Below are 19,188 nucleotides of genomic sequence, written 5' to 3'. Positions count from 1 at the left end.
ACACCTCACTTCACCCGCAATTTCTTTCGCTCAGGCTCATTCCTGGGTGGAAACACGATCCTCGTTCAGGCTCATACCACGTTGGACAAGGCTAACATCGGCCCCGACACTCACTTTATTGTTATAATCTCACCTTTTTTCTCGATTCGGGAGAGACTGTTCATGGTAGTAATTCGCTTGGCCCGTGGTGGCGCGAAGAAGCGCCCCTTCTACAACATGGTGGTGGCTGACGCGCGCGCTCGTCGCGATGGCCGCTTTATCGAACGTATCGGTTTTTACAACCCGCTCGCTTCCGACAAGGAGCAGGGTCTGTATGTTGCCACCGATAGGCTCAGCTATTGGCGGGAGCAAGGCGCTCAGCCGTCGCAGACCGTTGCCCGCTTGCTGAAGCAGTCGGCTGCGAAGGCGGCAGCCTGAGCCTTGTCGCCCAGTTCCCTGGTTGACGCGGCCGCGTCGGCGGTCGCCGCAGACGACGCGCCTGCTGACATCATTGTTCTCGGCAAGATCGTTGCTCCCTATGGAGTACAAGGTGCGCTCCGGGTCTGTCCCTTTGCCGACGATCCGTCAGGTTGGTCGAGGCTTACCCACTGGTGGCTTGCGAGCGAAGGCGATGCTCCCGAGGCTTGGCAACAGACGCGACTGCTCAAGTGCCGGCTGCACAATGACATGTTGATTGCCGAGCTGGCGGGTGTGGTCGATCGGACGGCTGCCGAGGCCAGTTGCGGTAAGCTGGTCGGCGTTCCTCGCGCGGCTTTGCCGCCGACGGCGGCCGGCGAATACTATTGGGCGGATCTGGTCGGACTCGCCGTCATCAATTCGCGCGGCGAGTCGCTGGGTCGGATCATCGGGCTGCTGGACACGCCGGCGAACGCCGTGATGCGGGTCGGCGATGGGCAGCAGGGCGAAAGGCTGTTGCCATTTGTTGCCGCCGTCGTCCTCGCTGTCGACCTGCCCGGACGATTTGTTCGCGTTGACTGGGAATTGGACTGGTGAGTTCGGCAGGAAGGGTGCCGCCCGAGGCGGCGCCGTTGGTGCTTGATGTCGTGACATTGTTCCCTGAAATGTTTACCGCGCTGACGCTTTCGGGAGTTACCCGACGAGCTCTGGAAGCCGGGCGCTGGACCCTCGATCTATGGAATCCGCGCGATTTCACCTGTGATCGGCATCGCACGGTTGATGATCGCCCGTATGGGGGAGGGCCGGGGATGGTGATGATGTTGGCTCCGCTGGAGGCAGCGATCAAGGCGGCGCGTGAGCGTCAGCAAGCCGCCGGAGTGTTTCGCAGTCGCGTCGTGTGTTTGTCTCCACAGGGTGCCTTGCTGACCCATCAGCGAGTGATGCAGTTGGCAAGTGTGGATCAGGCGTTGGTTCTGGTCTGCGGCCGCTATGAAGGAATTGACGAGCGATTGATCGAGGCGTGCGTCGACGAGGAGATTTCGATCGGTGACTTCGTCCTTTCGGGAGGCGAAATCCCGGCGATGGCGCTGATTGATGCCGTCGTCAGGCAATTGCCGGGAGTACTGAACGACGCCGAGTCGGCGCAACAGGATTCCTTTGTGGAGGGATTGCTGGACTGTCCGCACTATACGCGGCCCGAGGAGCATAACGGGCGACGGGTGCCGGACGTTCTGCTTTCCGGCCACCACGAGGAAGTACGACGCTGGCGTCTGGCACAGGCGCTGGGTCGGACATGGCAGCGACGCCCCGAGTTGTTGGCGAGGCGTTTGCTTTCGAAATCGGAAACGCAACTCCTGGTGCAGTTTCAGGAGCAATGCGGTCAGGACAATAAAACGTGATTCGCATGCATGGAGTTTACAAAATGAATCTGATCGAGCAACTTGAACAAGAGGAAATTGCCCGCCTGGGCAAGGTGATTCCGGTATTCGGGCCGGGCGATACTGTCGTCGTCCAGGTGAAGGTGAAGGAAGGCGCACGCGAGCGCCTGCAGGCTTACGAGGGCGTGGTGATTGCCAAGCGCAATCGGGGTCTGAACTCGAGTTTCATCGTCCGCAAGGTTTCCTCGGGAGAGGGGGTCGAGCGCACTTTCCAGACCTACTCGCCGCTGGTGGCCGCGATTGAAGTCAAGCGTCGTGGTGACGTACGCCGTGCCAAGCTCTACTACCTGCGCGAGCGTTCGGGCAAGTCGGCGCGGATCAAGGAAAAGCTGACGCGCAAACAGCGCTGACGGTTTCTGGCGGTGGCAATGCTGGACCAGCCGCTGCCGACGCAACACGGAATGTGGCGGAGTCGCGAGACTTCGCCACTTTGCTTTTGCGGGGTCAGCCGCTCAGGCAGCGAGCCGCTTGTCGTTCTCGATCAGCGCGTACGCCGAGTGGTTGTGGATCGACTCGAAATTCTCCGATTCGACGACGTAGGCGTCGATTCGCCGCTCGGCGTTGAGCCGAGCCGCCACGTCGCGCACCATGTCCTCGACGAACTTCGGGTTGTCATAGGCCCTTTCGGTGACGTATTTCTCGTCGGGACGCTTGAGCAGTCCGTAGAGCTCGCACGAAGCCTCGCCCTCGACGAACTGGACCAGTTCCTCGATCCACAGATGGTCGTTGATGAGCACGGTGACCGTGACCTGCGAGCGCTGATTATGCGCCCCGCGCTCGGAAATCTCCTTTGAGCATGGGCAGAGACTGGTGACCGGAATGGCGACCTTGATCGTCGATTCGATTCGTCCGTGCGCGATCTCGCCGATCAGCGTCACGTCGTAGTCCATCAGGCTTTGCACGCCGGAGACCGGCGCCGCCTTGTTGATGAAGTACGGGAAGCTCATTTCGATGTGGCCGGTCTCGGCTTCCAGTCGATCCACCATTTCACGCAACATGGCGGGGAAGTTTTCGACCGAGATTTCGCGTTCGTGGCTATTGAGAATCTCCACGAAGCGCGACATGTGCGTTCCCTTGAAGTTGTGCGGCAGGCTTACGTACATGTTGAACATGGCAATCGTGTGCTGTACCCCGCCGGATTTGTCGAGCACCTTCACCGGGTGGCGAATTGCCTTGATCCCGACCTTGTTGATGGCCAGTCGTCGGGTATCGGCCGAGCCCTGGACGTCGGCCATGACGGCTGGGCTGCGTGGGGTTTCGGGTGCGTTCATTGCTGCTCCTGGTGGTTATTCTGTGGGCGGATCGCTCTGCTGCTCCGCCGCTATGCTGTTCTGACGGGCGCGCACCGCAGCGACAATGCCGTCCCGGTCGAGGCCAACTTCCGCCAGCAGCAGCGCCTGATCGCCATGCTCGATGAAGTGGTCGGGGATGCCCAGCCGCAACAAGCGCGTTGGGCTGGCGATCTCCTCGAGAACCCGTTCGACCTCGGAGCCAGCGCCACCGATCACGGCATTCTCTTCGACGCTGACCAGCAGCGAATGTTCCGCCGCCAGGGCAAGGATCAGCTCACGGTCGATTGGCTTGACGAAACGCATGTTGGCCACGCTGGCGTCGATATCTTCGCCAGCCGCGAGGGCCGGCGTCAGCATGCTGCCAAAAGCAAGGAGCGCAACGTCGCGTCCGCGGCGACGGATTTCGCCCTTGCCGACCGGCAGCCCGACGAGTGCCTTTTCGATGGCGACCCCGGGACCGGTGCCGCGCGGGTAGCGAACGGCGCTCGGACCGTCGAGACGATAGGCCGTAGTCAGCATCTTGCGGCACTCGTCCTCGTCGGTCGGCGTCATGACCACCAGGTTCGGGATGCAGGTGAGAAAGGAAATGTCGAATGCGCCGTGGTGCGTTGGCCCATCGGCACCAACCAGTCCGCCGCGGTCGAGCGCGAAAACCACCGGCAGATTCTGCAGGGCGACGTCGTGCACCAGTTGGTCGTAACCACGCTGCAGGAAAGTCGAATAGATGGCCAGCACCGGCCGCAGCCCTTCGCACGCCAGGCCGGCGGCGAAGGTGACGGCGTGCTGCTCGGCGATCCCGACATCGTAATAACGCTGCGGGTAGCGTTCGCTGAAGCGCAGCAGGCCGGAGCCTTCACGCATTGCCGGCGTAATGCCGACGAGTCGCGGGTCGGCGGCGGCCATGTCGCACAGCCAGTCCCCGAAAACCTGCGTGTAGGTCGGCTTGGCACCAGTCGGCCCGCCGGCGATGCCGACCTCGGGCTTGAACTTCGAAACCCCGTGGTAGAGAATCGGGTCGACCTCAGCCAGCTTGTATCCCTGGCCTTTCTTGGTGATCACGTGCAGGAACTGCGGCCCCTTGAGATGCTTCAGGTTCTGCAGTGTCGGCACCAGCGACTCCAGGTCGTGGCCGTCAATCGGGCCGATGTAGTTCAGCCCCAGTTCCTCGAACAGCGTTCCCGGCGTCAGCATCCCCTTGACGTGCTCTTCGGCACGCTTGGCGAACTCGCGCAGGGAAGGCGAGAAGTCGAGGATCTTTTCGCCGGCCTTGCGGGCAGCGTTGAAGGTGCTCCCGGAAAAAAGGCGCGCCAGATAGCGGTTCAACGCGCCCACGGGCGGCGAGATCGACATGTCATTGTCGTTGAGGATGACCAGCATGTCGGCGTCGGCGACGCCGGCGTTGTTCAGCGCCTCAAAGGCCTGGCCGGCCGACATCGCGCCATCGCCGATGATTGCCACGACTTTGCGCGTCTCGCCCTTGATCTTGGCGGCCAGCGCCATCCCCAGAGCGGCAGAAATCGAGGTCGAGGAATGGCCGACGCCGAAGGTGTCATAGCGGCTCTCGCTGCGCTTCGGAAACCCGGAAACACCACCGTGCATGCGCAGTTTGGCCATGCCGGCACGACGGCCGGTGAGCACCTTGTGGGCGTAGGTCTGGTGGCCGACGTCCCAGACCAGGCGGTCGTGTGGCGTGTCGAAGACATGATGCAGGGCGACGGTGAGTTCGACCGTACCGAGGTTCGACGAGAGGTGCCCACCGGTGCGGGAGACCGAGTCGACGAGGAAGGCACGCAATTCGTCGGCCAGTTGCGGCAATTGTCGGCGGTCGAGCGCGCGCACTTGTGCCGGATCGCTGATGGTATCGAGCAGAGGATAACGGGTCATGGGTTCTCGTGGGTCCAGCAGAATTGCTCGGTGGTGGTCTGGCGCGGGGAGCAGAGATCTGAATTCAGAACTTGCGCCGGGTGATGAAATCGGTCAGTTCGACAAGGCGTTGGCTGCGTTCGCCAAAAAGGTTCAGCGCCTGCAGTGCCTGCGCTCTGAGATCCGCCGCAAGCTCGCGGGCACGTTCGAGCCCCAGCAGACTGACGTAGGTGGGTTTTTCGGTGGCGGCATCCTTGCCGGCGGTCTTGCCCAGCGTTGCCGTACTGGCCGTGCAGTCGAGAATGTCGTCCACGACCTGAAACAGCAGGCCGGCTCGCTTGGCAAAACGGTCGAGCGCTTCCCGCTCGGTCGTGGACAGCGGCGTTCCACAGAGGGCGCCAAGGATCACCGCTGCCCGGATCAAGGCCCCGGTCTTGAGGGCGTGCATCAGTTCGAGTTCGGGCTGGTTCAATGTCTTGCCGACCGACTCCAGGTCGATCGACTGACCGCCGGCCATGCCGCAGGAGCCACTGGCTCGCGCCAGCAGGCGTACCATCTCCAACTGTCGGGCGCCGTCACCGAAGTCTTCGCGTGCCAAAAGCTCGAAAGCCAGAGATTGCAGGCTGTCGCCAACCAACAAAGCTGTGGCTTCGTCGTACTCGACATGGCAGGTTGGTCGCCCGCGGCGCAGTACGTCGTCATCCATGCAGGGCAGGTCGTCATGCACGAGCGAGTAGCTGTGGATCAGTTCGACGGCGCTGGCGGCTAGCTCCAGCCGCTCGCGGGCAGCATCGGTCAGATCGCCCGCGGCGAAGACCAGCAGTGGACGGACGCGTTTGCCGCCATCGAGGCTGGCGTAGCGCATTGCCTGATGCAGGCGGCCCGGAATCGCCTCGCCGGGCGGCAGATTGCGGGCCAGCGCCGCTTCGAGTTGAGCCTGGACGCCGCGCATCCAGTCCGCGAAGGAAGGCTCCCGGGAATTCGCGTGGACGACGGTGGGCTCGCTCATCGTGCCTGCCCACCATTGGCATCGAAATCGCGTAGCGCACCCCCGTCGAGGATCTGGATGCGCTGTTCGGCGTCGCTGAGTTGCTGCTGGCAATGTCTGAGCAAGTCGCTACCGCGTTGATACGCTGCCAGCGACTCCTCGAGGGGCAGACGACCCTCTTCCATACTCTGGACGATCTGTTCGAGCTCGGCAAGTGCTGCCTCAAACTTCAGGTCGCCGATGGAAGATCCCAGCGTACCGGACGTTTCAGAATCTGCTGTGTTCCTGGAGTTCGCTCGTGGCATTGGAAAGGCTCGACTCAAACCAACAAAAATAGCCGATTAGGGGGCTTGTGGTCAAATGAAAAACATACCGGGATGTATGGTTCGGCGGGTCGCTGCTCTTGCCATGAGCGGCGGGTCTTCGCCAGGGCGGCAGGAGCAGGCGTCGGCAACGCGTCCCGGGGGTACTGGTGCTAAACTTGCCCAACGAGAAAGGGAGCATGCCATGATTGTCATTGAAGAACGCCCAAGACGGGTGGATGTTACGGTTTACGCGGAGTTCACCTTGGCCGACTATCAGGAGTTCGAGAACGCGGTCAATTACGCGATCCAGTTCGAAGGGCCGGTCGACCTCTTCTTCGATTTGCGCGAGATGGCTGATTTCACCCTCGATGTCGCGTGGGAGGATATAGTCTTCGCGCGCGCGCACGCCAGCGATTTCAGCCGGATTGCCGTCCTCACGCATAGCCAGTGGGTGGCCTGGAGCGCCTGGCTGTCACAGATATTCGTGCGCGCCGAGATGCGGATCTTCGACGACGAAGTCGAGGCACGTTCCTGGCTTGCGGCGGAGGCGGGCGAGGCGTCGGCGTGAGCTATACGACCCTGGTCAACGGCGCCGTGGTCGCCGAACGTCTGCACGACCCCGAGTGGCGAGTTTTCGACTGCCGACACCAACTGACCGACCCTGACGCCGGTGCTCAGGCCTATGCCGCTGGGCATTTGCCGGGAGCGTTCTTCCTGCACCTCGATCGTGACCTGTCGGGGCCGACGAACGGCCGTAACGGTCGTCATCCCCTGCCCGATCCGCTGCGGCTGGCCGACAAGCTCGGCGCTGCCGGCGTCGGTGCGGCAACGCAGGTAGTCGCCTATGATGACGCCGGAGGCATGTTGGCCAGTCGTCTGTGGTGGTTGTTGCGTTGGCTGGGGCATGACCGGGTCGCCGTGCTCGACGGTGGCATCGACCGCTGGCTGGCCGAGGACAGGCCAGTGACGACCGAATGGCCGCGCTCCGAGGCGAATGTGCTTGCGGTGGCTCCTCGCGATTGGGTGGTGGACAGCGAGGCGGTGCTCGGCAATTTGCATGACAACCGCCTTTGCCTGGTCGATGCTCGCAGCCCGGATCGCTTTCGCGGTGAGAATGAAACGCTCGATCTGGTGGGCGGGCACATTCCGGGCGCCCGCAACCATTTCTTCCGCGACAATCTGGGTGCGGACGGGTGCTTCTTGCCGGCAGCGGACTTGCGCCGCCGGTTCCTGGCATTGCTCGCCGGGCGAGCGTCGGACGAGGTGGTGATGTCCTGCGGATCAGGCGTCAGCGCCTGCCACAATCTGTTGGCGATGGAGATCGCCGGTCTGCATGGCGGCCGCCTTTATGCCGGGTCGTGGAGCGAATGGTGCAGTGATCCGGCGCGACCGATGATCCGTCGGGAGGCCTGAGTCCTCAGGCGAGCAAGAGTTCCGCTGCCGCGTCGGCGATCTCGTCGAGCGACAGCCCGCCGTCGGGGCGGTACCACTGGCTGCTCCAGTTCAGCATGCCGAAGATGAACAGCCGCAAGGGTGGCGCGGAACTGCGCAGCCGCCCCGCGGCAGCCAGTTCGTCGAGCGTCGCCTGCCAGACCTGCTGGTAGCGGTCGGTGACTGCTGCGATCTCGGCGCGCGCGCGCGCGTCGAGCGATCGCGACTCATAGAGCAGCATCGGCGCGTGGCAATCGCTTTCGAGCAGGTTGCCAAGATGCGTGCGGATCATCGTCCGCAGACGCTGTTCCGGGTCGGAGACTTCGGCGATGGTGGCGAGGAGCCGGCGGTAGCCGGCCTCCAGGCCTTCGATCATCGCCGTCTTGAGCAGATCCTGCTTGCTGCGGAAATGGTAGAAAGGGCTCCCGGAACGCATGCCCACAGCCTCGGCGATATCGCGCGTTGTCGTCGCGTCAAAACCTTTCTCGACGAACAGGCGTGCCGCCGCGCGCAGAATCTCGTCGCGGCGGTTGGCTTCGATCGGCGCACGCTGCCGCTTGCCACCAATGCGCCCGGCGTTCAGAGGGTCGCCGCCACGCGCGTGCCCTGGTCGATGGCGCGCTTGGCATCGAGCTCGTTGGCGACGTCGGCACCACCTATCAGCGACAGCGGCACGCCGGCCGCGCGCAGACCGTCCTCAAGCTCGCGGCGCGGCTCCTGCCCGGCGCAGATGATCACGTGATCCACCGGCAGGCACTGTTGTTGCCCATCGACAAGGACATGCAGGCCGCGCTCGTCGATGCGCTCATAGGTCACACCGGAGAGCATTTGTACGCCGCGTTTCTTGAGTAGCGTCCGGCGAATCCAGCCAGTCGTCTTGGCCAGCCCGTCGCCGACCTTCGCCGCCTTGCGCTGCAACAGCCAGACCTGGCGTTGTGCGACTTCGGCAACTGGCGTCTTGAGGCCACCGCGATTGGCGAACTCGGGATCGATGCCCCACTCGCCCTGGAAGCGTTCGAGTTCGTCGCGGTCGTCGTCGACGTGAGTCAGGAACTCGGCAACGTCGAAACCGATGCCGCCGGCGCCGATGATCGCCACGCGCGCGCCGGCCACCCGATAGCCTTCGATCAGATCCGCGTAGGAGATCACCTTCTCACTCTCGATGCCGGGCAACTCGGGTCGGCGCGGCACGATGCCAGTGGCGAGAACGACATGGTCAAAACGGCCGTCGGCCAGTTCCGATGCCTCACAGTTTCTACCGAGTTCGAGCGAGACGCCTGCGTTCTGCAGGCCGTGGGCGAAATAGCGTAGCGTTTCGCTGAACTCTTCCTTGCCGGGGATGCGGCGCGCCAGGTTGAACTGGCCACCGATTTCCGGCGCCGCGTCAAACAGTGTCACCTGGTGTCCACGTTCGGCAGCGGTCAGCGCGCACGCCATCCCCGCCGGTCCGGCGCCGACGACGGCGATCTTCCGCGGCTTCTCAGCTTTCTCGATCACCAGTTCGGTTTCTCGGCAGGCACGCGGATTGACCAGGCAGTAAGTCAGCCTCCCTTCGAAAATCTCGTCGAGGCACGCCTGATTGCAGGCAATGCAGGTATTGATCTCGTCGGCTCGTCCGGCTGCCGCCTTGTTGACAAAAGCCGCGTCGGCGAGGAAGGGTCGCGCCATTGACACCATGTCGGCACAGCCAGTGGCGATCACTTCCTCGGCCACGTCGGGCGCATTGATGCGATTGGTGGTGATCAGCGGAATCCGAACGTGACCCATCAGGCGCTTCGTCACCCAGGTGAAGGCGGCGCGCGGGACCATCGTCGCGATCGTGGGAATGCGCGCCTCATGCCAACCGATGCCGGTGTTGATCAGCGTCGCTCCCGCTGCCTCGACAGCCTTGGCGAGCGCTACGATCTCGTCCCAGGTGCTGCCGCCTTCGACGAGATCGAGCATCGACAGGCGAAAGATGATGATGAAATCCGGCCCGGTTACCGCTCGCACGCGACGGACCGTCTCGAGGGCGAAGCGGCTTCGGTTCTCGAAGCTGCCACCCCAGCCGTCCTCACGAAAATTGGTCTGCTGGGCGACGAACTGGTTGATCAGATATCCCTCCGATCCCATCACCTCGACGCCGTCGTAGCCAGCGGACTGGGCAAGGCTCGCGCACCGCGCGTAGTCGCCGATGGTCCGCTCGATGTCCTCCTCGCTGAGCTCGCGCGGTCGGATCGGCGAAATTGGTGCCTGCACCGGCGACGGTGCTACCGCGCCGCGATGGTAGGCGTAACGACCGGTATGGAGGATCTGCATGGCGATCTTGCCGCCAGCCTGGTGGACGGCATCGGTGACCTGCCGGTGCTTCTCGGCCTGGGCTTCGTTCTCCAGCACGGCGGCGCCGGGCATCACGACGCCGTCCTGATTGGGAGCGATGCCGCCGGTAACGATCAAACCGACCCCGCCTCGAGCGCGTTCCGCATAGAACGCAGCAAGACGGGAAAAGCCCTGGGGGGCTTCTTCGAGGCCGGTATGCATCGACCCCATAAGGACACGATTCTTCAACCTCGTGAAGCCGATGTCGAGCGGGGCGAGCAAGTGTGGATAAGGGTTGGCGGGCATTCTGACTGTCTCCTGGGAAGGCTTTTGCCGGGGGTGAGGGACGGAAGAAACGGCGATTAATAATTAAGCAAGCAAGCGCTTGTTGGATTATCCGTTATCACGGCAAGTCACGCAAGCCACTGCCACCTCTTCGTCAAACCGGTGGCCGGGATCTGAGCATCTGCATCGGAGTCGGATCGAGGGGGTGGAAACCAGGGACCACAGGATCAATGTGTGTCGCTGCTCGCCGCTATCTCGACTTCGCGCCCCGTCGTACTCAAGGTGGGGACGCGCGCCAGCGGCGGCGTCGAGTCACTTCTGTCGCGAATCTCTCCTCCACGGCAAACTGCCGGGAGCGTGCTTTTGGCATTATCCGCACGCATCTCGCATATGCATTGACGCGGCTTGTCATACGATGTATTGGTAAGAAGTGGCGTGTTGATGACGCGTCACTCCGCACATGCTCATTACACGAGGAGACCCACTTTGTCGAAGAAGAAAGGCAAGAAGACGTCCGCCAAGTCGGACGAAAAGAAGGCGCTGGACCCGGTTGTTGATCCGATCCAGGCACTGCAGGATCGCCTGGCTGCGGTGGAGGAGCAACTCGCCCAGTTCGCGCTCAGGGAGGGGCCGGTCGGGCCGCAAGGTCCAGCCGGTCCTGCCGGGCCCCAGGGCGATCCTGGGCCGGCCGGGCCCAAGGGTGATCCGGGTGCGCCCGGAAGAAAGGGCGATATTGGCTCGACCGGGCCGGCAGGTCCGGCAGGCGCCACAGGGGCCAAGGGTTCGGCCGGTCCTCAGGGCCCCAAGGGTCCGGCTGGTCCTCAGGGGCCCAAAGGTTCGGCCGGAGCTCCGGGTAGCAGCGGTGAAAGTGGCGTAACCACCTGACGGACAGTGTTTGGGCTACCTCACAGGGACGGGGACCCGGGAGATATACAGCCGTCAAGCTCCCGGGGTCCCGGTCTTCAGGCTCGGCGTCGATTGACAGCGAGCTTCGGAAATTCGGCGAGGAGGGTGAGTGGCACTCTTTCCAGGATAGATTACCCGACGTCGGGGCTCGTCCACCGATCCGCGCGTTGACGGTTGGAGCGCTGGCTGACATCCGCGCGAAGACAAAAAAGCCCATTTAAAAAATGGGCTTAAATGTTTGTCCTGGCGGAGACGAAGGGATTCGAACCCTTGATGCAGGTTTATGCCCGCATGCTCCCTTAGCAGGGGAGTGCCTTCGACCTCTCGGCCACGTCTCCTAGGACGGTGTAATGATATCGGTTTCACCCCGACCGGTCAAACCCAACGTTGCCTTCTGAGGTTTCTCCAGGCCGAAGGCCTTGTGCAGGACACGCACGGCGAGTTCGAGGTACTTCTCCTCGATGACCACCGAAATCTTGATCTCGGATGTCGAAATCATCTGCAGGTTGATGCCTTCCTTGGCCAAGGCGCCGAACATCTTGCTCGCCACACCGGGGTGCGAACGCATCCCGACGCCGACGGCGGAAACCTTGCAGGTGGTGGTGTCACCCGTGATGTCGCGGGCGCCAATCTTTTCCTTGACGGTCTGCAGGATGGCAAACGCCTTGTTGTAGTCGCTGCGATTGACGGTAAAGGAAAAGTCGGTGGTGTCGTATTGACCAATGTTCTGGATGATCATGTCGACGTCTATGTTCGCATCGGCGATGGGCCCGAGGATCTGATACGCGATGCCGGGGCGGTCGGGAACGCCGAGCACGGTGAGCTTGGCCTCGTCGCGATTGAATGCGATCCCGGAGATTACAGGTTGTTCCATGTTGCCTCTTTCCTCAACAGTGATCAGTGTGCCCTCGCCTTCATCTTGGAAACTTGATAGCACCCGGAGTTTGACCTTGTATTTGCCGGCGAACTCGACCGAGCGGATCTGCAATACCTTCGAGCCGAGGCTGGCCATTTCCAGCATCTCTTCGAAGGTGATGGTGTCAAGTTTGCGCGCTTCGGGAACTACCCGCGGGTCGGTGGTGTACACGCCGTCGACGTCGGTATAGATCTGGCATTCGTCCGCCTTCATCGCCGCGGCGAGAGCGACTGCTGAGGTGTCCGAGCCGCCACGGCCCAGTGTCGTGATGTTGCCTTCTTCATCGGCGCCCTGAAAGCCGGCGACGACGACGACGTTGCCTTCGGCAAGGGCCTGGCGAATCCGGTCCTGATCGATCTTGAGAATGCGCGCCTTGGTGAAGGTGCTGTCGGTCAGGACGCCAACCTGCGGCCCGGTGAAACTCTTGGCCTTGAGCCCTTCGGCATGCATGGCCATAGCCAGCAGGCCGATCGTAACCTGTTCTCCGGTTGCCGCGATCACGTCGAGTTCGCGCGGATCCGGGGAGGGAGAAATTTCCTTGGCGAGTGCGATCAATCGGTTGGTTTCCCCGGCCATGGCCGAGGGAACGAGAATGATGCTGTGTCCTTGTGCCCGCCAACGGGCGACGCGCTTCGCGACGTTCTTGATGCGCTCCGTCGAACCTACCGACGTGCCGCCGAACTTCTGAACGATCAGGGCCATTGCCAATCCGAGTAAGAAAACCAAAAAACCGAGATTCTAAAGCATTGCTCCTGGCGCAGCAAAACCTAGCCTTGTCCAATTGCGCAAGAGGCTCCCTGGGATGCGCAAGACGATTCCGAAAAATCGGCCGTTGGCGGTGGCAGCGATGATTCAGGCGAGCATGCCGAACGCTTTGGCCTGGTCGGCGCCGCTGCCGCTTGGCACGCAACGCAAAGCGCGAACACACGCGAGCAGTGGCTACGTGGTCTGCTGACGAACCGGCTGGTCGGTGGTGTTGGTGCGCTTGACTTCTTCGCTCGCCGGGCGCTTGAGCAAGCGGTGGCGGTTGGGCAGGCGATTCTGCTGTCGATGGACAGCGCCAGCTTGGCTGATCACTGCGCGGCACTACTGATCAGCGTGCGCCGCGCTGACCGACCTCTGTCGCTGCTCTGTGGGCCGACGGCGCCGAGGCCAATTCGGCTCTCGCCGGGCAGCGGATGCTGCTGGCGCAGGTGCAGGCCGGTTGCCCGCAGGATTGGGGTGATGCTATTGGCGGATCGATTCACCCTTCCGCCGCCCTGTTCGAGTAGATCATCGCGGCGGGCTGGCTTCATGAGCCGCGGTTTCGCCTGGAGGACACGAACCGCGAGGCGCCCAGGGGCCTCGATTGCATCATTCCGCTGATGGCGCTGGCCATGTACTGGTGTGGTCAGACCTGGCAAGGCGATGCCAACTGCAAACCCATCGCAGCGGAAAAGATTCTCGTGAGCAGGCTGGCCCCAAGCACTGGGGTATCCACAAGAGCTGTCGGAATCGCCGGTCATGATTCAAACTGGTCTCCCCCTTCTCTGGCGAGGTGCTGCCCGCGCACTGCTTCTGCCCGGGTGCTTCGAGAGGGCCGAAACTTCATGGGTGGTAGATTGGACAACGCTACCGCTTTACAGCAGGGATCACGGTCCCTATAATCGCGCCTTCTTTCGTGCGGGGGTATAGCTCAGCTGGGAGAGCGCTTGCATGGCATGCAAGAGGTCCGCAGTTCGATCCTGCGTACCTCCACCAACAAGCCGAAAGAAAAAACCGTTCCGGGTCCCCATCGTCTAGAGGCCTAGGACACTACCCTTTCACGGTAGGTACCGGGGTTCGAATCCCCGTGGGGACGCCAGCGATCAGGCAGTACCGCCTCAGATGCGCTAGTTGCGCGCGCGGCCAGCCTCTCTTCCTTTGCTGATCGTTGGGCGCTGCCTGTTCCGTCGCCGGGCTACTCCGGACAACGCGAATCGATGCTTATCGTCACGGGTCCGTCATTGATCAGGTGCACCTGCATGTCGGCACCGAACTCCCCGGTCTGCACACGACAGCCGAGCGCACGTTCGAGGGATCCGACAAAGCGGTCGAATAGCGGCTGCGCCACTTCAGGCCGCGCCGCGCGGCTCCAGGATGGACGATTGCCTTTCCGGGTCGAAGCAAAAAGCGTGAACTGGCTAACGGCAAGCGCCTCACCCTGAACGTCGATAAGGCTGCGGTTCATCGTTCCTGCCGCATCCGGAAAAATCCGCAGTCTGGCGAGCTTGGCCGACATCCAGGCAATGTCGGGATCCGCATCGGCCTCCTCGAAAGCCGCCAGGATCAGCAGGCCGCAGCCGATGGAAGCCAGCACCTGTCCGGCCGCTTCCACCCTCGCCGAGGCGACCCGCTGAACGACGACTCTCACGGCGGGGCCTCGCCGTCGAGTCGCTTGCGCATGCACAGCGCTGACGCCGGGCACAGGCTCCGGAACTCGGTCGTGGTGGCGATCGCCGCTGGAACAAGCTGACGCTCCACCGGCCGAAAGCCGCGGGCAGCGAAGAACCCCGGCACCGTCTTGGTCAGCAGGAACATTACGCGCTGCCGCTTCGCGCGTGCCCGACGTTCAAGCGCGTCGACCAGCCGCGTCGCCAGTCCGCGTCCACGATGGGTTGCCGCGACGGCCAGCGAACGCAGCAAGACTGCATCGTCGCAGAGTTCGAGTCCGGCAGTGGCGACCAGTCGGCCGCCGTCCCGGCAGACCAGAAACTCGCGCAGATGGGTCTCGGTCAGATCACCGAAAGGCAGGGCGCATTCCGCCAACAGTGCCACCAGCTCGGGCAGGTCATGCGCCTCGGCTTGCCTCGGCAGCCCTGCCGTCACGACGCTTCACCCAGCCTGTTGGCGGCGTTCATCGGGATAGGGCAGCCAACGGACGGCGCTGGTCAAGGGTTCGGGCTGCAGGGTCACATGCTCGATCCCCTGCTCGGCCAGCGCATGCCGGCTGGCGGCGAGTACCGTTGGCCAGCGTTCCAGCGATTGGACGACGAGGTGCGCCGACAGGGCGATACGGCTCGACGACAGAGTCCAGATATGCAGGTCGTGTACCGACGCCACCCCCGGGATAGCGGCCAGTAGCCGTCCGACCTGCTCGCTCGACAGACTGATCGGCACGCCCTCCATCAGGGCCTGCAGAACCTCGCGCAGCAGACGCAGGCTGGAGGCGAGCATCAGTACGCAGATCAGCAGTGAGAGTAGCGGGTCTACGGTCATCCAGCCGGTCCACATGATCACGGCACCGGAGACAAGCGCGGCCACCGAACCGAGCAGGTCGCCGAGGACGTGCAGCAGCGCGCCACGCGTGTTCATCGTCTGTTCGCCGTGCATCAGGAGCCAGGCGACACCGATGTTCAAGCCCAGGCCGAGCGCTGCGACCAGCGTGACTGCTTCGCCATTGACCGCCGCGGGGTCGAGGATCCGGCGCACGGCGACGACCGAGATGCCGACGACCACGAGCACCATGAACAATACGTTCGCCAGTGCCGCCAGAGTCTCGACGCGGCCATAGCCGTAGGTGTGACGCTGCGTCGGCGGGCGCTGTGCAAGCCAGGCGGCAAACGCGGCAAGGGCGAGCGAGGCGCTGTCGGTCACCATGTGCCCGGCATCGCCGAGGAGCGCCAGCGAGCCCGACCAGAAACCGGTGACCGCCTCGACCGCGGCAAACCCGAGCGTCAGCAGGAGGGCCCAGATCAGGCGCGGCCCGGCATCGGCATGGTGATGATGCACGTGACCCGCGTGCGCGCCGTGCGTATGCTGCGCATCCTCGTGGTGTTCGTGGTGCTCGTCGTGATCGTGGTGATGGTGGTCGCTCATGGTGCAGCCATTTTAGCCGACATCGCGGCGTCGATCGGCTCAGGCAGGCGGGCGGAAGATCGTGCCGCTGACGACAGCGCGCAGCGTTTGCGCCAGAGTCAGCAGCCAGAGCACCAGCAGCAGCCCCCAGCAGGCGATGCCGATCCACTCGACGCCGGCCAGGCCGGACATGCGGCCAAGCCGGAAGCTGCACGCCACGAAGGAGCCGAGCGGAAAGGTGAAGCCCCACCAGGACAGCGCAAAGGGCAGCATTCGCCGGCGCTGGGCAGCGGCAGTGAGCAGGCTGGCCATGACCACCCACCAGACACCGAATCCCCAGAAGAGGAGGCCGACGAGCAGCAGTCCGTTGTTCGCCACCGGCACGGGCAGCTGCTCGGCAAGGTTCAGCAGGCTGACGGGAATGACGCTGATCGGAGCCACCTGAATCCAGACGGTCGGCGCCAGAATGCCGAAAGCCGGCTTGCTTAGATACTTGCGCTGCAGCGTCAGAGCCAGCAGGCCGAAATACATCAGCGAGCCCGCGCCGAAACCCACGACATTGGTCAGCAATGCCAGATCGCGCGCGCTACCCTGCAGCTGGCCGACCAGCGGGCCACCAGCGATCGGGATCACCACCAGACCGACCGCCGGGATGAAGTTGGCCGGCGTCACGTGCTCGAGCCCGACATGCTCGCCGCTGAACATCGCGTACAGCACGGCGAAACTGAACGCGAAGGTGAGCGCCGCCCCAGGCCACCAGAACAGCAACGCCAGACCCGTTTGTGGTCCGAAAGCAACGAACTGTGCAGCGATGACCAGCAGGGCGATCGAAAAGGTCGGATAGAAGCTTGCCTGCACAGGATGCTGCAGCGTCGCCCGGGCGGCCTGAGGAAAAACGAGCCAACGGGCCAGCCAGGGAATCGTCAGCACCAGGAACAGGAGCAGATTGAAGTAGTGCAGCCCCCAGGCGAACGCTTCGATGCGCGGCCAGCGCGTGGCCAGCGCCAGCGTCGTGATGCTCAGCACGCCGCTGCCCATTACGGCAGCGAACCAGCCGGGAGCGAAGTTGCGGACGATCTGGGAGACACTCAACGGACTGGCGGAAGGCGTTACGGACATAGGTCCACCTTGTCGTATATCAGCAGACGCTGATTATCGCTCAGCGTGCCGACTGGCGGGTAGGCTCAGCCGCCGATTGTGACGATGAATTCGCGGCGCGCCCGACCAAGCGCGGGCAAGCGCAGCCGCTTAAGCCTGCCCTAACACTTGTCGTGCTAAAATAGCCTTTTGTTTTCCGGGACTTCCCCGCCGATGCACGAGCTGCCCTCGCGTGACAGAATCGACCGCTTCTTCCTCATCACCGGATTGTGGGTGGTGCTTCACGTCAGCGCCTTTACGACGGGCAAGGCTTACAGCGCGCCGGCCGTCGCGCTGTGGACGCTGGCCACCACCATCAGCTATGCGTTCCTGTACCTGCTGCCGGCACTGATTCCGGGCTACCTGCTTTACGGGTGGCTGAAGCGGCGACAGGCGACACGTGCCGGCGCAGCGGCGCTGGCCTGCCTGCTGGTCGGCCTGACCGGAGCGGTTCAGGTGCTCCTGTTCGCCGACCGGACGATCTATGGCATGTACGGTTTTCACATCAACGGATTCGTCGTCGACCTGGTCTTCTCGCCGGGGGGCATCGCCTCGCTTGGGGCAAGTCGCAGCACCGAGCTGACGGCAGCACTCATCGTCGTCGCCCTGCTGGCCTTGCAGGCGGCCAGCTATTACTGGGCAACGCGCCGCGTCGCCGAGCATCGTCCGCCGCGTGTGCTGCCACGCGCGCGCTGGGTACTGCTCGCTGTCCTTGTCTTGACGGTGGGCGAGAGACTTGCCTATGGCTTTAGCGCCGCCGTCAATTACCAGCCGATCCTTTTCGCCAGCGAGCGCTACCCCTTCTATCTGCCGATGACCTTCCGCCGGTTGGCGGCCCGCCTGGGCATCAACACCGCATCGGAAACTGTCGAGGGCATCCACATCAAGCCCAGCGGACTGAGCTACCCACTCGTGCCTTTGCAGGTCGAAGCGCCCGCACGGCCACTCAACATCGTCTGGCTGGTCGCCGAGTCGCTGCGCTTCGATCTGCTCGAGCCCCACCTCATGCCCAATCTGTGGGAGTTTTCAGGGCAGGCCTTGCGCCTCGAACACCACTACAGCGGCGGCAATGCGACGCAGATGGGCATCTTCTCGATGTTCTACGGTCTCTACGGCAACTACTGGTTTCCGTTGATCAAAGCCGGCCGGTCACCTCTCCTGATGGATGTGCTGCAGCAGCAGAACTACCAGTTCAGCCTGCACACCAGCCAGTCATTCACCTACCCGCCTTTCGACAAGACGGTCTTTCTGAAAATGAAGCCGGGCGACATGCACGCGCTGTCCGGCGGACCGCAACCGTGGGAGCGGGACCGCCAGAACATCGATGACATCCTCAGGTTCATCGACGCTCGCGACCCGGGCAGACCGTTCATGACCTACATGTTCTTCGAGGGAACGCACGCCAACTACACGTTCCCCGACGACAGCGTCATCGCCAGGCCCTATCTCGAAGACTTCAACTACCTGTCCGCCGATTTCGCTGGCCAGATGGAACCGATCAAGAACCGCTACCTCAACGCTGCCCACCACGTCGACCGCCAGATCGGGCGCGTCATTGCGCATCTGCGCGAAAAGGGTCTGCTCGAGACGACGATCGTCATCGTTCTCGGCGACCACGGAGAGGAGTTCATGGAGCGCAGCAACCGCTGGGGGCACGCGGCGGAGTTCAATCGCTACCAGACCAGCACGCCGGGCGTGCTATGGGTGCCCGGCGAGAAACCACGCGTCATCAGCGGCATCACCAGCCATCTCGACATCCCGGCGACGGTAATGCCGCTGCTCGGCGTACGCAATCCGCCGGGCGACTATTCACAGGGGTACGACCTGCTCAAGCCCGACTTTCACCGCGACTATGCCGTTGCGGCCGACTGGCATCGCATCGCCTACATTGGCGAAAAGTTCAAGATCGCCTTCCCGATCAACGCCACCGGCGTCATCCGGCAGGAAGTGCTGGACGACGACGACCGGCCGGTCAGCGATCCCGACCGCGCCAAGGACGAGATTCGCCCGGCGATGGTCGAAATCATGAACAACCTGACGCGCTTCAGTCGCCCCAAAGGGTGACCGCCAGCTAGCCTGGCGCACCCGGGCGAGCGGCCGGCGCCGACGGGGCCGG

19 protein-coding genes and 3 tRNA genes are annotated in these 19,188 nt (G+C 63.2%); 9 read left to right on the top strand and 13 right to left on the bottom strand.

All coding sequences use genetic code 11. The features are described from left to right. Positions 1-162 precede the first annotated feature (162 nt). The 4 genes from rpsP (at position 163) to rplS (ending at position 2,185) form a co-directional block, all read left to right on the top strand. Entirely contained in the window at positions 163-417 is a 255-nt protein-coding gene (gene rpsP / locus CAP2UW1_RS20430) for a 30S ribosomal protein S16 (RefSeq protein WP_015768514.1), read from the top strand. Between the two features lie 69 nt (positions 418-486). Further along, positions 487-993 (top strand): ribosome maturation factor RimM, encoded by a 507-nt coding sequence (gene rimM / locus CAP2UW1_RS20425; protein ID WP_041568788.1) that lies wholly within the window; start codon positions 487-489, stop codon positions 991-993. A 35-nt stretch (positions 994-1,028) separates the two neighbouring features. Continuing rightward, positions 1,029-1,796 carry a tRNA (guanosine(37)-N1)-methyltransferase TrmD gene (gene trmD / locus CAP2UW1_RS20420; RefSeq protein ID WP_041568787.1) on the top strand — a complete coding sequence of 256 codons (768 nt, stop codon included), beginning with the start codon at positions 1,029-1,031 and terminating at the stop codon, positions 1,794-1,796. 23 nt (positions 1,797-1,819) lie between these two features. After that, on the top strand, positions 1,820-2,185 hold the full coding sequence (rplS, locus tag CAP2UW1_RS20415) for a 50S ribosomal protein L19 (protein ID WP_015768511.1): 366 nt from the start codon (positions 1,820-1,822) through the stop codon (positions 2,183-2,185). A gap of 102 nt (positions 2,186-2,287) precedes the next feature. Here rplS and folE2 read toward each other — a convergent pair whose 3' ends face one another. From folE2 to CAP2UW1_RS20395, 4 genes are all read right to left on the bottom strand, one after another. Next, complete coding sequence (gene folE2, locus CAP2UW1_RS20410) at positions 2,288-3,106, bottom strand: GTP cyclohydrolase FolE2 (RefSeq protein ID WP_015768510.1); 819 nt, start codon at positions 3,104-3,106, stop codon at positions 2,288-2,290. 15 nt (positions 3,107-3,121) lie between these two features. After that, on the bottom strand, positions 3,122-5,011 hold the full coding sequence (gene dxs / locus CAP2UW1_RS20405; RefSeq protein WP_015768509.1) for a 1-deoxy-D-xylulose-5-phosphate synthase: 1,890 nt from the start codon (positions 5,009-5,011) through the stop codon (positions 3,122-3,124). A gap of 64 nt (positions 5,012-5,075) precedes the next feature. Continuing rightward, complete coding sequence (locus CAP2UW1_RS20400; RefSeq protein WP_015768508.1) at positions 5,076-5,999, bottom strand: polyprenyl synthetase family protein; 924 nt, start codon at positions 5,997-5,999, stop codon at positions 5,076-5,078. Next, a complete protein-coding gene (locus tag CAP2UW1_RS20395; RefSeq protein WP_015768507.1) occupies positions 5,996-6,283 on the bottom strand; it encodes an exodeoxyribonuclease VII small subunit in 288 nt (95 codons plus the stop codon). The genes CAP2UW1_RS20400 and CAP2UW1_RS20395 overlap by 4 nt, the downstream gene beginning before the upstream one ends. Positions 6,284-6,485: 202 nt before the next feature. On the opposite strand from CAP2UW1_RS20395, the gene CAP2UW1_RS20390 reads away from it, so the two are divergent. Together CAP2UW1_RS20390 and CAP2UW1_RS20385 are read left to right on the top strand one after the other, a co-directional pair. After that, on the top strand, positions 6,486-6,851 hold the full coding sequence (locus CAP2UW1_RS20390; protein WP_015768506.1) for a SpoIIAA family protein: 366 nt from the start codon (positions 6,486-6,488) through the stop codon (positions 6,849-6,851). After that, positions 6,848-7,696, top strand: coding sequence for a sulfurtransferase (locus CAP2UW1_RS20385; protein ID WP_015768505.1), 849 nt, complete (start codon positions 6,848-6,850; stop codon positions 7,694-7,696). Before CAP2UW1_RS20390 ends, CAP2UW1_RS20385 begins: the two co-directional genes overlap by 4 nt. Before the next feature lie 4 nt (positions 7,697-7,700). Here CAP2UW1_RS20385 and CAP2UW1_RS20380 read toward each other — a convergent pair whose 3' ends face one another. The 5 genes from CAP2UW1_RS20380 to CAP2UW1_RS25795 all read right to left on the bottom strand — a co-directional run bounded on the left by CAP2UW1_RS20380 (position 7,701) and on the right by CAP2UW1_RS25795 (position 13,196). Further along, positions 7,701-8,228: a TetR/AcrR family transcriptional regulator gene (locus tag CAP2UW1_RS20380; protein WP_291913877.1), complete on the bottom strand. Its 528-nt coding sequence runs from the start codon at positions 8,226-8,228 to the stop codon at positions 7,701-7,703. A 65-nt stretch (positions 8,229-8,293) separates the two neighbouring features. Beyond that, the gene (locus tag CAP2UW1_RS20375; protein WP_015768503.1) at positions 8,294-10,318 is read right to left on the bottom strand and encodes an NADPH-dependent 2,4-dienoyl-CoA reductase; all 2,025 of its coding nucleotides are present in this window, start codon (positions 10,316-10,318) and stop codon (positions 8,294-8,296) included. Between the two features lie 1,129 nt (positions 10,319-11,447). After that, positions 11,448-11,541 (bottom strand) — tRNA-Ser (locus CAP2UW1_RS20365). After that, the gene (locus tag CAP2UW1_RS20360; protein WP_015768501.1) at positions 11,541-12,821 is read right to left on the bottom strand and encodes an aspartate kinase; all 1,281 of its coding nucleotides are present in this window, start codon (positions 12,819-12,821) and stop codon (positions 11,541-11,543) included. Before CAP2UW1_RS20360 ends, CAP2UW1_RS20365 begins: the two co-directional genes overlap by 1 nt. 237 nt (positions 12,822-13,058) lie before the next feature. Then, positions 13,059-13,196, bottom strand: a complete 138-nt coding sequence (locus tag CAP2UW1_RS25795; protein ID WP_199931522.1) for a hypothetical protein — start codon at positions 13,194-13,196, stop codon at positions 13,059-13,061. Between the two features lie 587 nt (positions 13,197-13,783). Between CAP2UW1_RS25795 and CAP2UW1_RS20350 the strand changes: the two genes are divergently transcribed. After that, positions 13,784-13,859, top strand: a tRNA-Ala gene (locus CAP2UW1_RS20350). Between the two features lie 27 nt (positions 13,860-13,886). Beyond that, a tRNA-Glu gene (locus tag CAP2UW1_RS20345) sits at positions 13,887-13,962 on the top strand. Positions 13,963-14,058: 96 nt separating this feature from the next. On the opposite strand, the gene dtd is transcribed toward CAP2UW1_RS20345, so the two are convergent. From dtd to CAP2UW1_RS20325, 4 genes are read right to left on the bottom strand one after another with little or no spacing between them, the layout of a single operon-like run. Further along, positions 14,059-14,511, bottom strand: a complete 453-nt coding sequence (dtd, locus tag CAP2UW1_RS20340) for a D-aminoacyl-tRNA deacylase (protein ID WP_015768499.1) — start codon at positions 14,509-14,511, stop codon at positions 14,059-14,061. Beyond that, positions 14,508-14,966, bottom strand: a complete 459-nt coding sequence (gene arsN2 / locus CAP2UW1_RS20335) for an arsenic resistance N-acetyltransferase ArsN2 (protein ID WP_015768498.1) — start codon at positions 14,964-14,966, stop codon at positions 14,508-14,510. The genes dtd and arsN2 overlap by 4 nt, the downstream gene beginning before the upstream one ends. Before the next feature lie 6 nt (positions 14,967-14,972). Continuing rightward, positions 14,973-15,956 (bottom strand): cation diffusion facilitator family transporter, encoded by a 984-nt coding sequence (locus tag CAP2UW1_RS20330; RefSeq protein WP_015768497.1) that lies wholly within the window; start codon positions 15,954-15,956, stop codon positions 14,973-14,975. A 39-nt stretch (positions 15,957-15,995) separates the two neighbouring features. Next, complete coding sequence (locus tag CAP2UW1_RS20325) at positions 15,996-17,054, bottom strand: TDT family transporter (protein ID WP_015768496.1); 1,059 nt, start codon at positions 17,052-17,054, stop codon at positions 15,996-15,998. A gap of 192 nt (positions 17,055-17,246) precedes the next feature. Here CAP2UW1_RS20325 and CAP2UW1_RS20320 point away from each other — a divergent pair, with 192 nt between their 5' ends. Continuing rightward, positions 17,247-19,136, top strand: a complete 1,890-nt coding sequence (locus CAP2UW1_RS20320) for a DUF3413 domain-containing protein (RefSeq protein WP_015768495.1) — start codon at positions 17,247-17,249, stop codon at positions 19,134-19,136. Positions 19,137-19,188 lie beyond the last annotated feature (52 nt).

The sequence above is a fragment of the Candidatus Accumulibacter phosphatis genome (genome assembly GCF_000024165.1).
GTDB lineage: Bacteria > Pseudomonadota > Gammaproteobacteria > Burkholderiales > Rhodocyclaceae > Accumulibacter > Accumulibacter phosphatis.
Note: the sequence above shows the minus strand (reverse complement) of the source record. Positions and strands in the feature narration are given on the sequence as shown.